This is a genomic window from Pantoea sp. SM3640 (assembly GCF_015654165.1).
GTDB lineage: Bacteria > Pseudomonadota > Gammaproteobacteria > Enterobacterales > Enterobacteriaceae > Pantoea > Pantoea vagans.
Map to the genome: position 1 here is coordinate 62,969 of NZ_CP064872.1, position 12,202 is coordinate 75,170.

Consider the following 12,202-nt stretch of genomic DNA (forward strand, 5'->3'; position numbering starts at 1 on the left):
GCGCTGACGCTGACCCTCACCGATTATTCCGGACGATTAAGGAGCCGAGCAAATGCGAACCAATCCCACCTTCCTTAACCTGGTGTTGTTAAACGGTGAACCCGGCCAGAAGCTGCAGGCGGCGCGTGACGCCGGTTTTGATCAGGTCGAGATCTGGCGCGAGGATGTTGAAGCCTGTGAAGGCGGTGCAGCGGCACTGGCTGAGATCAGCGCACGACAGGGACCTGGCTTTACCAATCTGCAGGTGCTGCGTGATTTCACCGGCGCACCCAGTGCGTTGCGATCTCAGAAGCGCGAAGAGCTGCGTCAGTTCATACAGATTGCCCAGGCGCTGGGCTGTGACACCATTCAGGCACCGGCCAGCACCCGTGAGGATTGCTGTGCCGACCAGATTGATGATGACCTGCGCTGGATGGCCTCTGAAGCCGCGCGCTACAACATGCGCATTATGTATGAGCCGATGGCCTGGTGCAGCGTGGACAATACGCTGCCGCTGGCGTGGCAGCGATTGCAGCGGCTCGATCAGCCTAATATCGGGCTGGTGGTCGATCTGTTCCACATCTGCGCGCTGGGCGGTGATGCCTCCCATCTGGACGGCATTCCCGCCGATCGCATCTATGAAGTGCAGCTGTGTGATATGGCCGCCGTTCCCGCGCAGGATAAGCAGAGCCTGATGGCGATGGCGAAACACCAGCGTCTGCTGCCCGGCGATGGGATTATCGACGTTAAGCGCTTTGTCGATAAGCTCAAAAGCGCGGGCTATCAGGGGCCGGTGGGGATTGAAGTCTTTAATGATGCGCTGAAACGCCTGCCGCCCGACGTGGCTTCCCGCCATGCCTGGCAGGCGTTAACGCGCTGCTGGGGTTAATCCTGTAAGCACTGCCCGATAAACGCGGCGGCGTGCATGGCACCCTGAGCGGAAATGGTGTGGCCGGTGGCGGGTTCAAAGCGCGCGTCGACCGGCACCGCCGCGGCTCGCAGCCGGGCCGCCGCAGATTCGCTCTCCTGCCACGGGATGACTTCATCGGCCTGGCCGTGGATCAGCAGTGCGGGCACATGAGCCTGCGGAGTTAATTCACCGTCAACCGCCAGACGACCGGAAAAGGCGACCACGCCCGCCAGCGGATAACGGCCAGACGCCAGCGCATCCAGCGCCATGATCGACCCCTGAGAGAAGCCCACCAGCACCACATCCTGCCAGCGGTCGGCAAAGCCGTGCTGCGCGACAATTTCATTGAGTGTCGCATCAAACGCGGCCCGTGCCGCCCGAACCCGACCAGGCCGGTTTTCTGGCGTTACGTCTGTCAGGCTGAACCACTGCCAGCCAAAACCGGCGGGAAAACGTTCAGGTGCATTGGGCGAGGCAAAAACCACATCCGGCAACAGCGTCGCCCAGTGACGGCCAATCGGAGCCAGATCGTCGCCGTTACTGCCTACGCCATGCAGAAAAATCACCAGTGCTTTTGCCATCATTGTTCCTTTTATAAACCGTATTCACTCAGATCAGGACCCGCCGGAACGATGCCGTTCGGGTTCAGCGCCTTGATCGAGTAGTAACCCTGTTTGATATGGTCAATGTTGACCGTTTCACGTACGCCAGAGACCGACAACATGCTCTTAAGATAGCGGTTCAGCAGCGTATAGTCGCGGATCCGGCGCAGGTTGCATTTGAACAGGCCATGATAGGCGACGTCAAAGCGAATCAGGGTCACAAACAGCCGGATGTCGGTTTCCGTCAGCCGTTCACCCAGCAGGAAGGTACGACCATCGCTGAGCAGCGCCTCCAGTTCATCGAGCTGGCTGAAAACGTCATAAAACGCCTGCTGATAGCTGACAGAGGTCGTGGCGAAGCCCGCGCGATAAACACCGTTATTCAGACGCGGATAAAGGCTCTCATTCAGCGCATCAATCTCCGCACGCAGCGCGGCGGGATAAAGGTCGATGCGGTTATCGGCCAGATCGCCAAAGCCGCTGTTAAACATCCGCACAATGTCCGCAGACTCGTTGCTGACGATGGTGGCGGTTTTCCTGTCCCACAGCACCGGCACAGTGGCCCGTCCGGTGTAGTCGGGCGCGACGCGGGTGTAAATTTCATGCAGGTATTGCGCGTTATTCAGCGGGTCCGGCTGCGCGCCGGGAAAGTTGCCGAAGCGCCAGCCCTGAGAGCCAAGCTGCGGCTCGACCACCGTCACGCCGATCAGCGATTCCAGCCCCTTGAGCTTACGGGCGATCAGCGCACGCGACGCCCATGGGCAGATCAGCGCCACATAGAGGTGGTAGCGATCGGGTTCGGCGGCGAATGCCGTGGAGCCATCGCTGCTGATAAAGTCCCGGAAGCCGGACGTCTGACGGACAAAGCCGCCCTGTTTATCGGTAGCCTGCACCGGATGCCAGTCACTACTCCATTTGCCTTCTACTAACATCGCGCGACTCCTCTCTGTTTTGAGAAGCAGCTTAACTGATGACTAAACGACTGATAATCCGGTCATAAAGACAATCATTTCTTCCATTATGGAAGGAATCACGCAGGCGGGAAGTGGGTAAAGTGGGTCACCAGAAAATCGATGAGCAGGCGCGCCCGGTGCGCCAGATGACGGGCGGGCGGATAGACCACAAACAGGCCCAGCGGCGGCGTGTCGAAGTTATCCAGCAGTCGGACAATATCACCCTGTTGCAGCGCGGGAGCGGCGATGAAACCGGGCAGACGCGCAATGCCTAATCCGGCCATCGCTGCCTGCAGACAGGCTTCAGTGTTGGCAAATCGCAGACGGCCCCGGACCGGCACGGTGACAATCTCGTTGCTGCCGTCACCGCTGACAAACGGCCAGTGCCAGGGATCGCGGAAATTAGTGTCGATAATGCACTGATGCTGCGCCATGTCCCGCCAGTGTTGTGGCGTACCGAACTGCTCAAGATAGATCGGTGACGCAGCAATGCGGACATGCACTTCGCCCAGCTTGCGCGCCACCAGACTGCTGTCGCTGAGGTTGCCGATGCGGATCGCCATATCAAATCCCTCATCGACGATGTTCACGGCCCGGTCGGAAAAGCTGACATCCAGTTCAATCAGTGGATAGCGCCGGGCAAACGCCACCAGCACCTGAGAAAGCACCGCCGTGCCAAAAGAGCCGGGCGCACTGATTTTCAGCCTGCCGGTGGGGGTGGTGGCGCTTTCACGCACGCTGGCATCCAGCGTTTCAAACGCATCGAGCAGGTTTTTTACCCGCTCATAATAACTACGGCCAACGTCGGTGGGCGAGAGGGCGCGCGTGCTACGCTTAAACAGCTGGACGCCGAGCTGCTGCTCCAGCTTTGAAACCAGTTTAGAAGCCTGACTGCTGCTGGTACCGAGACGCAGCGCTGCCGCTGAAAAGCTGCCGGTTTCCAGCACCGTGACAAACATCCGGTCACAATCGAGTCGATCCATGGCGAAGTCCTGAAAGGGTAAAGTCGCAGTATAGAAGCTGCGGCCAGGCGTTGCAGCCTTCACTTTGCGTGCCTTAACCCTTTCGCTGCCGCGGAAAACCTGCTTGACTGACGCTCTGCCCGACGTTCTCTGGAGTAATTCATGTCGCTGATTCACCTGACGTCACTGGCGGCGATCCCGGCCGCCGAGTGGGATGCGCTGTTGCCTGATGACCAGCCGTTTTTGCGCCACGCTTTTCTGCTCACCTTAGAAGAGAGCGGCAGCGTGCGGCCTGAGTCGGGCTGGCAGCCTGATCATCTGCTGTGGCGGGAAAAGGGCGTGACGCGCGCCGCGCTGCCGGGCTACCAGAAATATCATTCACAGGGCGAGTATGTTTTTGATCACGCCTGGGCGGATGCCAGCCAGCGCGCCGGGATCCGCTACTACCCGAAATGGCTGGGGGCGATTCCCTTCAGTCCGGTCAGCGGCGCGCGCCTGCTGGGTGACGCCTCTGCCGCCGCACAGTTGCTGTCGGCCCTGCCGGAGAGCCTGTTGCAGCACGGCTTAAGCGGCGCACACATCAACTTTACCGATGCGCAGGCGAACCTGCTGCTGGCCGATCAGCCCGACTGGCTCTCCCGGCTCGGCTGTCAGTATCACTGGCATAATCGTGGCTACCGTGATTTTCAGGATTTCCTGGACACGCTGATGTCGCGCAAGCGCAAACAGCTGCGTAAAGAGCGCGAGCAGGTGGCGCAGAGCGGCTTTGCGTTTGACCGCTATCGCGGTGACCAGCTGCGTGAAGATCAGTGGGATTTTGTCTACACCTGTTACGCCAACACCTACGCGGTGCGCGGCCAGCGGCCCTACCTGACGCGCAACTTTTTCAGCCTGCTGGCAGAGCGGATGCCGCAGAATATTGTGGTGGTAATCGCCCGCCTGCAGCAGCAACCGGCGGCGATGGCCTTTTATCTGCGCGACAGCAACACGCTTTATGGCCGCTACTGGGGCTGTCTGGCGGAGTTTGACCGGCTGCACTTCGAAACCTGTTTTTATCAGGGGATGGATTTAGCGATTGACGAAGGTCTGACGCGATTTGATGCGGGGGCGCAGGGCGAGCACAAGCTGGTGCGCGGCTTTGAGCCGCAGATTACCCACTCCTGGCACTATCTGCTGCATCCCGGCCTGCGCGAGGCCGTGGCAGATTTTCTGGTGCAGGAGCGGGAAGGCGTACGCGGCTGGGCGGAAGAGGCGCGCGACGCCTTACCCTATCGACGCGGCGATTAATCGACGCCGACAAATCCGCCGGTCTGATGCTGCCACAGTCGGGCATAAAGACCGTTCTGCGCCAGCAGCTCCTGATGGCTGCCCATCTCGGCAATACCGCCTTTATCCAGCACCACCAGCCGATCCATCTTCGCAATGGTCGACAGGCGGTGCGCAATGGCGATAACGGTTTTGCCCTGCATTAAGGACTCCAGGCTCTCCTGAATGGCGGCTTCCACTTCAGAGTCGAGGGCAGAGGTCGCCTCATCCATGATCAGAACCGGCGCATCCTTCAGCAGCACGCGGGCAATCGCCACACGCTGACGCTGACCGCCCGACAGCTTCACGCCGCGCTCGCCCACGTGCGCGTCCAGCCCGGTGCGGCCCAGCGAGTCGGAGAGCAGCGGAATAAACTCATCGGCGCGGGCGCGGTGAATGGCCAGTTGCAGCTCCTCTTCAGTGGCGTCGGGACGGCCATAGAGCAGGTTTTCACGGATTGAGCGATGCAGCAGCGAGGTGTCCTGGGTGATCATGCCAATCTGGCTGCGCAGGCTCTCCTGGGTCACGGCGGCAATATCCTGTTCGTCGATCACAATCCGCCCACCGTTCAGGTCATAAAGACGCAGCAGCAGGTTCACCAGCGTCGATTTACCGGCACCCGAGGGACCAATCAGACCAATCTTCTCACCGGGTCGGATGTCGAGGTTAAAACCGTTAATCACCTGACGGCCACCGCCATAATCGAAGCGCACATTCTCAAAGCGGATGTTGCCACGCGTCACCTTAAGCTGCTTCGCCTGCGGCGCATCCTGCACGCTCAGCGGTTGCGCAATGGTGTTCAGGCCATCCTGCACCATGCCAATATTTTCGAAGATGCCGTTGACCACCCACATGATCCAGCCGGACATATTCACCAGACGGATCACCAGCCCGGTCGCCAGTGCAATCGCCCCGACGCTGATCAGCGACTGGCTCCACAGCCACAATGCCAGGCCGGATGTTGAAACAATCAGCAGGCCGTTCAGCGCCGACAGCGTCAGATCCATGCTGGTGACCATGCGGCTGGCGTGCTGGGTTTTGTCGGTCTGCTCCTGAATCGCCTCACGCGCGTACTGACGTTCCAGGTCGCTGTGGGCGAACAGCTTGATGGTGGCGATGTTGGTGTAGCCGTCAACAATGGTGCCCATCAGCTTTGAGCGCGCTTCCGAGGAGACCACCGAACGGGCTTTGACGCGCGGTACAAAGAAACGCAGCGAGGCGCTGTAGGCCACCATCCAGATAATCAGCGGGATCATCAGCCGCCAGTCGGCACCGGCAAACAGTAGCAGCGAGGTTACGGCGTAGATCAGCACGTGCCAGATAGCGTCCACCAGCTGCACCGCCGAGTCACGCAGTGAACTGCCGGTCTGCATAATGCGCTGGGCAATACGCCCGGCGAAATCGCTCTGGAAGAAGTTAAGGCTCTGACGCAGCACGTAGTTGTGATGCTGCCAGCGGATCATGCTGGTCATGCTCGGGCTGATACTCTGATGCACCAGCATATCGTGCAGGGCGATAAAAACCGGCCGCAGAATCAGCGCCACCGCGCCCATCCACAGCAGTATCGGCCAGTTATCCCGGAACAGGGTGGCGGGCGTGGAGTGATTGACCATATCGATAATGCGGCTCAGATAGCTGAACAGCGACACTTCAATCAGGGCTGATGCCAGCCCGACCACCAGCAGCGCGGCAAAACTGGGCCAGACCTGGCGCAGGTAGTAGAGGTAAAACGACCAGACCGTTGAGGGGGGCGAATCGGTGGGTGCGTCCTGAAATATATTGATAAAACGCTCAAAACGACGATACAACATAGCGATACTCTTTCCGTCCGGTGAAGAGCTACAGCTTAGTGCATGAACCCCATTCGGCTAACAGGAGAAAATATGGAAATCACAATTCGGGCACGGGAACCGCAGGACGCTGCCGCTTATCAGCGGCTTTACAGTCATCCCGACGTCTATCCCTGGACGCTGCAGCTGCCGTTTCCCAGCGTCGCCACCTGGGAGAAAAAAATCGCCAGAATGGATGCCGAGGGCTTTATCGCCTTTGTCGCCGAAATCGACGGCGGACTGGCTGGCGAACTGACGCTGTTTGTGGATAACAAGCCGCGCACCCGCCACTGCATCAGCTTTGGGCTGGGCGTGCATCCCGATTTTGGTGGTCGCGGTGTTGGTGAGCGCCTGATCCGCACCGCGCTCGACTACTCCCGCAACTGGCTGGGCATTACGCGTATGGAGCTGGAAGTGTTTCACGACAACGATCGTGCGCTGCGGCTCTATGAGCGGCTGGGCTTTGAGCGGGAAGGGGTGAAACGCCAGGCCGCACTGCGTGACGGTCAGCTGCGCGATGTGGTGATGATGGCGAAGCTGCTGAACGGGGAGTGATAACCGGCGCGGTAGTGCTGCCGCGCCGTGTTGCGTTACGGATTTTTAGGGCTGTACTGCTGCATGTTCTGCTGTGTGACCAGCTCAAACGGGATCCATTGGTGGGCGTCGACCTTCTGGCCTTTGATCATCTGCTGCGCCACCTCAACCGATTTCCTGCCCTGGCCCACGGCATCCTGGAACACCGTCACCGCCAGTCTGCCGCTCGCCAGCGCTTTCAGGCCATCCGGCGTGGCATCAATGCCGCCGACCAGAATGGTTTTCTTCGGCTTCGCCTGAGCAATCGCCATGGTTGCACCAATCGCCATTTCGTCGTTGTTAGCGGCGACAATATCAATCGCTTCCCCGTTCGACAGCCAGTTGAGCATTAAATCCATGCCCTCATTGCGCGCATAGTTGGCAGTCTGCTTGAGCACAACTTTCATTCCGGGATACTTTGCCACTACCTGCTCCACATCCCGGGTGCGCTGCAGTGCGCCCGCATCGCTGAGGTTACCGATCATGATGGCGACATTGCCGCGGTAACCGGCCTGCTTCGCCAGCGCCTCCATCTGCAACGTGCCGGACTCGCGTTCGTCAGAGCCGACAAACACCACGCCCGGTGGCAGGGTTTTATCGCCCGGCGTGCGGTTAACGTAGACCAGCGGAATGTGCGCCTGCTGCGCCAGTTTCGTCAGGGCTGGGGTGCTGGCGGAGTCGACCGGATCGACAATAATCGCATCCACCCCGGCGCTGATAAAGTTCTGTACCTGATCGGTCTGACGGCCGACGTCGCCGCGTGCATCTTCGAACTGCGCATCCAGCTGACGCGCTTTCGCCTCTTTCTCAATCGACTGGCGAATAATAGTCAGGAAGTTCTGGTCGAAATAAGCCATCGAAACGCCAATCTTCTCTGCCAGCGCCGACGTGGAAAGAGAGAGCAGACAGAGTAAGGCCCATGCGCGTGTTTTCATTGCGGACTCCCGAGGTTAACCGGATGGAATGGATTTTTCATTTATTATAAAAATGGATAAATAGGATCATCTGCAGCTTAGAAATTGCCGCCAGGTTTGACAAGCCGCCCGTTTCACTCTTGCTGGCGTCGCCACACTTTGCTGCAAATTCGTCGCGTCATAGCTGCCCGGGCCGGTTAAAACCCCGATCGGGTGCACACTCTGCGGCAGAGAGCAGCAGCTTTTTGCGCTTTTGTGCAGCGCCGCACGGGCGGTTGTGGCGGTTGCCAGAAAATCGCTGAATCGGACCCGTCGATCTCTACATCCGCACAATGACCGATGGTTAGCGGCCTATCTATATTTCCAGAAGCGGGAAATCTCAGCGTTATTCCTGAAAAAAACCTCGTGGCGCAACCTGCCGCTTTTTAAGGAATTCAGCTCATGCCTAAAGATGCAACGCCTCAACGGACCACCCATGTCCGCATCGGGATCCTCTGCCTGATCCTGTTTTTGTCAGTCGTGGCTTACGCCGACCGTTCGATCCTCTCGATCTCCGGATCGGCGATCAAAGAGGAGTTCGGCCTGTCAGCAATCCAGCTGGGACTGATCCTCTCTGCTTTCAGTTGGGCCTACGTTATCGGCCAGATCCCCGGTGGACTGTTTCTTGACCGCTTCGGGGCTAAAAAAGTGTATGGCATCACGCTGGCGCTCTGGTCGGTCTCGACACTGGCGATGGGATTTGTGGGTGAATTCTCCAGCGGTATGACCGGCGCACTGATGCTGATGTTTGGTCTGCGCTTTATGCTGGGACTCATTGAGGCACCCAGCTTTCCCGCCAATGCGCGCGTGGTGATTATGTGGTTCCCTGGCGCTGAGCGGGGACGGGCGTCATCGCTGTTCAGTTCGGCGCAATATTTTGCCGTCGCCATCTTCTCGCCGCTGTCAGGCTGGCTGGTGTCGCGCTTTGGCTGGGAGTGGCCATTCTTTGTGCTGGGCGGCATCGGCCTGCTGGCGGTGTTTGTCTGGACGGCCTGGATGCGCGAGCCGCGCAATCACCCCGGCGTGTCGGAAAGCGAACTGCGCCACATCATTGACGGCGGCGCGCTGGTGGATATCGACGCGGCGCAGACGCTGAAAGCGCGGCCACCGGTCAGCAAAGCGATGTTCAGAAAGCTGTTTACCAATCGTATGCTCTGGTGCGCCTATCTTGGTCAGTACTGCATCATTGCGCTCAGCTACTTCTTCATTACCTGGTTCCCGATCTATCTGGTGCAGGCACGCGGCATGAACATTATGGAGGCGGGATTCGCCACCATCGCCCCGGCGGTGTTTGGTTTTCTCGGCGGGATCAGCGGCGGTTACCTGTCAGATAAGTTAATCGCCCGGGGCTGGAGCGTCTCATGGGCGCGTAAAACCCCCTACATCGTTGGCATGCTGATGGCGTCGAGCCTGGTGCTGGCGGCGATCATTCCCGGTAATGGCGGCATTATCGCTATTATGTCTTTCGCCTTTTTCGGCAAAGGCATCGCGGCGGGCGCAGGCACCTGGACGGTGATCAGCGACACCGCGCCCAAAGAGGCGGTGGGTCTGGCGGGGTCCATTTTTAACGGCATCGGCAATATTGCCGGTTTCACCACGCCGCTGCTGTTCGGCATCATCGTCGGGCTGACCGGCAGCTACAGCATCGGGCTGGCATTTGTGGCGGCACACTGCGTGGTCGCGGCGCTGCTGTTCCTGCTGGTGATGGGACCGATTGAACGCGTCGGCGAAGAGACCAATCGCCCGGCAGCCTATAACCATCAGGAGAAAGAAGATGGCATTAAAGCAATGTAAGGTGCTGATCAAAGGGAAATTTCTGCCACCAGAGCTGATTGCGAATATCGAAAATGCGTTCACCGCCTTCCGGCTATGGGAGGCGGACGATGAGGCGGCTTTTCTGGCTGAACAGGGTGCTGCCATCGACATACTGGTCACCAGCGGCAACGCGGTGATGGGCGCACCCGCCGCACTGATCGCGGCATTGCCCAACCTCAAAGCGATCTGCAGTAACGGCGTCGGGTATGACAGCATTGATACGGAAGCCGCCCGGTCACGCGGCATTGTCGTCACCAACACGCCCGAGGTGCTGAATGATTGCGTTGCCGACCTGGGCATGGCGCTGCTGCTGGATGTGGCGCGCCGCATCAGTGAGGCCGATCGCTTCACGCGTGCCGGGCACTGGACGCAGGGTCGCTTTCCGCTGAGCAGTAAAATTGGCGGCAAGGTGTGCGGTATCGTCGGGCTGGGCAATATCGGCCAGGCGGTAGCCAGGCGCGCACAGGCGTTTGATATGCAGATTCACTATTACAACCCGCGTTCACGCCCCGACGTGCCCTTTACCCGGCATGAGAGTCTGATAGCGCTGGCGCAGCAGGCCGATTTTCTGGTGCTTACGCTGCCGGGCGGGGCCGCAACGCGGCATATCATTAACGCAGATGTGCTGCGGGCGCTGGGTCCGCAGGGTTATCTGATCAACATCGCGCGCGGCAGCGTGGTGGATCAGCAGGCGCTGTTAGCGGCGCTGGAAACCGGGCAGATCGCCGGTGCCGGACTGGATGTTTTTGAACAGGAGCCGCAGGTGCCTGACGAATTGCGTCAGCGCGACAATGTGGTGATTACGCCACATATCGCCAGCAGCACCCACGAAACCATGGCGGCGATGGCCGATCTGGTGTTTGAGAACATGCTGGCGTTTGCTCGTGGAGAGCCGGTGCTGACCCGCGTAGTCTAACGGCAACAACGACTTAACCATGATGGACAGAGAGTGAGGCAGGAGGCCTCTCCTCTGACCACTCGCCCGCACGCCGCCTCCGCACAAAACAGCCTGAAGAATATTTGTCCAGCTGCCGATATCACCTTACCACCCGCTGATCGTAAGGAGTGATAGCGTGATAAAGCTGATTACCATTGATGAACTGCGCCCAGGGATGTTTATCCACAAGCTGGAGGTCTGGTGGATAAAGGACCAGCGCATTCATAATCAGATGCTGATCACCGATCCACGACAAATCGCCACGTTACGCAGTGAAGGGATCCGCCAGCTCTGGATCGACCTCGATCGTTCCGTGCAGGCGCCGATCTCCACCTCGATCGCGAAAAGAACCATTGGCCGCACTCCGTTTTTTCAGGAGCTGGACCAGGCACAGCTGATCTTTCAGCAGGGCAAACCGAAAGTACTGGCGATGTTCAACGAAGCGCGGCTGGGCAACGGCCTGAAGCTCGATTATATGATGGATCTGGTGGATGAAATCGCCGGCTCGATCACGCGTGAACCCTCAGCGATGCTCAGCGTGGCACGGCTGAAAAATCATGATGACTACACCTATCTGCACTCTATGGCGGTCTGCGGGCTGATGATTGCGCTGGGTAAAAAACTCGGGCTGGATGAGCAGCAGCTGCGTCGGGTGGGCATGGGCGGTTTACTGCATGATGTGGGCAAAGCCGCTGTGCCGCTGGCGATCCTGAACAAAGCAGGCAAGCTGACGGAAGAGGAGTTCAGGGTGATGCGCGAGCATCCGGTGGTGGGCACGCAGATGCTGATTGAAGCCGACGCCGATGACGATCTGCTCGATATCGCCCTGCATCATCATGAAAAATATGATGGCAGCGGCTATCCGCACCGTCTGAAAGGCGAGGCGATTTCGTTCTACGCCCGGATGGCAGCGGTGTGTGATGTCTACGATGCTGTCACCTCAACCCGGTCCTATCGCAACGGCTGGACACCGGCAGAGGCGATGCACCAGATGCTGAGCTGGCGTGGCCACTTCGATCCGGGCCTGCTGCACACCTTCGTGCGAACTATCGGCATCTATCCGGTGGGATCGCTGGTGCGTCTGGCCTCCGGCCGGGTGGCGCTGGTGGTGAAAGCGGGGGAAAAATCGCTGATGCGTCCCTGTGTGCACGTCTTCTGGTCGCTGCACGCCCAGCGTGAAGTGAAACCGGAGGAGCTCGACCTCGGCGACAGTTTCTGCACCGACAGCATTGTGGGCGCAGAGGACAGTACGCTATGGGGTAACGTCGATCTCAATCGTATCTGGGCGCTGGAAGTCGCCTGATTTTTCGCCATTTTTACACTATTTTTACGCCCGCCCGCTGCATTTTAACCCCTTCTTTATACGCCTCCGCGCAAGCTAAGC

11 protein-coding genes are annotated in these 12,202 nt (G+C 59.1%); 6 read left to right on the forward strand and 5 right to left on the reverse strand.

Annotation, left to right across the window (positions count from 1 at the left end):
• Positions 1-52 precede the first annotated feature (52 nt).
• Positions 53-868, forward strand: coding sequence for a sugar phosphate isomerase/epimerase (locus IV493_RS00295; protein ID WP_195857589.1), 816 nt, complete (start codon positions 53-55; stop codon positions 866-868).
• Here the strand turns inward: IV493_RS00295 and IV493_RS00300 are convergent.
• The 3 genes from IV493_RS00300 to IV493_RS00310 form a co-directional block, all read right to left on the reverse strand.
• Positions 865-1,470, reverse strand: a complete 606-nt coding sequence (locus IV493_RS00300) for an alpha/beta hydrolase (RefSeq protein WP_013359412.1) — start codon at positions 1,468-1,470, stop codon at positions 865-867. The two genes, IV493_RS00295 and IV493_RS00300, sit on opposite strands and share 4 nt — an antisense overlap.
• An 11-nt stretch (positions 1,471-1,481) precedes the next feature.
• The gene (locus IV493_RS00305) at positions 1,482-2,423 is read right to left on the reverse strand and encodes a glutathione S-transferase family protein (RefSeq protein WP_195857590.1); all 942 of its coding nucleotides are present in this window, start codon (positions 2,421-2,423) and stop codon (positions 1,482-1,484) included.
• 98 nt (positions 2,424-2,521) lie between these two features.
• Positions 2,522-3,427 carry a LysR family transcriptional regulator gene (locus IV493_RS00310; RefSeq protein ID WP_013359410.1) on the reverse strand — a complete coding sequence of 302 codons (906 nt, stop codon included), beginning with the start codon at positions 3,425-3,427 and terminating at the stop codon, positions 2,522-2,524.
• 141 nt (positions 3,428-3,568) lie between these two features.
• On the opposite strand from IV493_RS00310, the gene IV493_RS00315 reads away from it, so the two are divergent.
• On the forward strand, positions 3,569-4,693 hold the full coding sequence (locus IV493_RS00315; RefSeq protein WP_147789627.1) for a GNAT family N-acetyltransferase: 1,125 nt from the start codon (positions 3,569-3,571) through the stop codon (positions 4,691-4,693).
• Here the strand turns inward: IV493_RS00315 and IV493_RS00320 are convergent.
• Entirely contained in the window at positions 4,690-6,522 is a 1,833-nt protein-coding gene (locus IV493_RS00320) for an ABC transporter ATP-binding protein (RefSeq protein WP_195857591.1), read from the reverse strand. The genes IV493_RS00315 and IV493_RS00320 overlap by 4 nt on opposite strands.
• 72 nt (positions 6,523-6,594) lie before the next feature.
• Between IV493_RS00320 and IV493_RS00325 the strand changes: the two genes are divergently transcribed.
• Complete coding sequence (locus tag IV493_RS00325; RefSeq protein WP_033784246.1) at positions 6,595-7,095, forward strand: GNAT family N-acetyltransferase; 501 nt, start codon at positions 6,595-6,597, stop codon at positions 7,093-7,095.
• A gap of 35 nt (positions 7,096-7,130) precedes the next feature.
• Here IV493_RS00325 and IV493_RS00330 read toward each other — a convergent pair whose 3' ends face one another.
• The gene (locus tag IV493_RS00330) at positions 7,131-8,048 is read right to left on the reverse strand and encodes a sugar ABC transporter substrate-binding protein (protein WP_195857592.1); all 918 of its coding nucleotides are present in this window, start codon (positions 8,046-8,048) and stop codon (positions 7,131-7,133) included.
• A 420-nt stretch (positions 8,049-8,468) separates the two neighbouring features.
• On the opposite strand from IV493_RS00330, the gene IV493_RS00335 reads away from it, so the two are divergent.
• The 3 genes from IV493_RS00335 to IV493_RS00345 all read left to right on the forward strand — a co-directional run bounded on the left by IV493_RS00335 (position 8,469) and on the right by IV493_RS00345 (position 12,121).
• Positions 8,469-9,860, forward strand: a complete 1,392-nt coding sequence (locus IV493_RS00335; RefSeq protein ID WP_110331033.1) for an MFS transporter — start codon at positions 8,469-8,471, stop codon at positions 9,858-9,860.
• On the forward strand, positions 9,841-10,797 hold the full coding sequence (locus IV493_RS00340; RefSeq protein WP_107319132.1) for a 2-hydroxyacid dehydrogenase: 957 nt from the start codon (positions 9,841-9,843) through the stop codon (positions 10,795-10,797). The genes IV493_RS00335 and IV493_RS00340 overlap by 20 nt, the downstream gene beginning before the upstream one ends.
• Before the next feature lie 157 nt (positions 10,798-10,954).
• Positions 10,955-12,121, forward strand: coding sequence for an HD-GYP domain-containing protein (locus IV493_RS00345; RefSeq protein WP_033784242.1), 1,167 nt, complete (start codon positions 10,955-10,957; stop codon positions 12,119-12,121).
• Positions 12,122-12,202: the final 81 nt, after the last annotated feature.

What these genes read in the sequence shown, in the direction of transcription:
- IV493_RS00295 (WP_195857589.1), top strand. Translation starts at nt 53, where the DNA reads ATGCGAACCAATCCCACCTTCCTTAACCTGGTGTTGTTAAACGGTGAA.
- IV493_RS00300 (WP_013359412.1), bottom strand. Translation starts at nt 1,470, where the DNA reads ATGGCAAAAGCACTGGTGATTTTTCTGCATGGCGTAGGCAGTAACGGC.
- IV493_RS00305 (WP_195857590.1), bottom strand. Translation starts at nt 2,423, where the DNA reads ATGTTAGTAGAAGGCAAATGGAGTAGTGACTGGCATCCGGTGCAGGCT.
- IV493_RS00310 (WP_013359410.1), bottom strand. Translation starts at nt 3,427, where the DNA reads ATGGATCGACTCGATTGTGACCGGATGTTTGTCACGGTGCTGGAAACC.
- IV493_RS00315 (WP_147789627.1), top strand. Translation starts at nt 3,569, where the DNA reads ATGTCGCTGATTCACCTGACGTCACTGGCGGCGATCCCGGCCGCCGAG.
- IV493_RS00320 (WP_195857591.1), bottom strand. Translation starts at nt 6,522, where the DNA reads ATGTTGTATCGTCGTTTTGAGCGTTTTATCAATATATTTCAGGACGCA.
- IV493_RS00325 (WP_033784246.1), top strand. Translation starts at nt 6,595, where the DNA reads ATGGAAATCACAATTCGGGCACGGGAACCGCAGGACGCTGCCGCTTAT.
- IV493_RS00330 (WP_195857592.1), bottom strand. Translation starts at nt 8,048, where the DNA reads ATGAAAACACGCGCATGGGCCTTACTCTGTCTGCTCTCTCTTTCCACG.
- IV493_RS00335 (WP_110331033.1), top strand. Translation starts at nt 8,469, where the DNA reads ATGCCTAAAGATGCAACGCCTCAACGGACCACCCATGTCCGCATCGGG.
- IV493_RS00340 (WP_107319132.1), top strand. Translation starts at nt 9,841, where the DNA reads ATGGCATTAAAGCAATGTAAGGTGCTGATCAAAGGGAAATTTCTGCCA.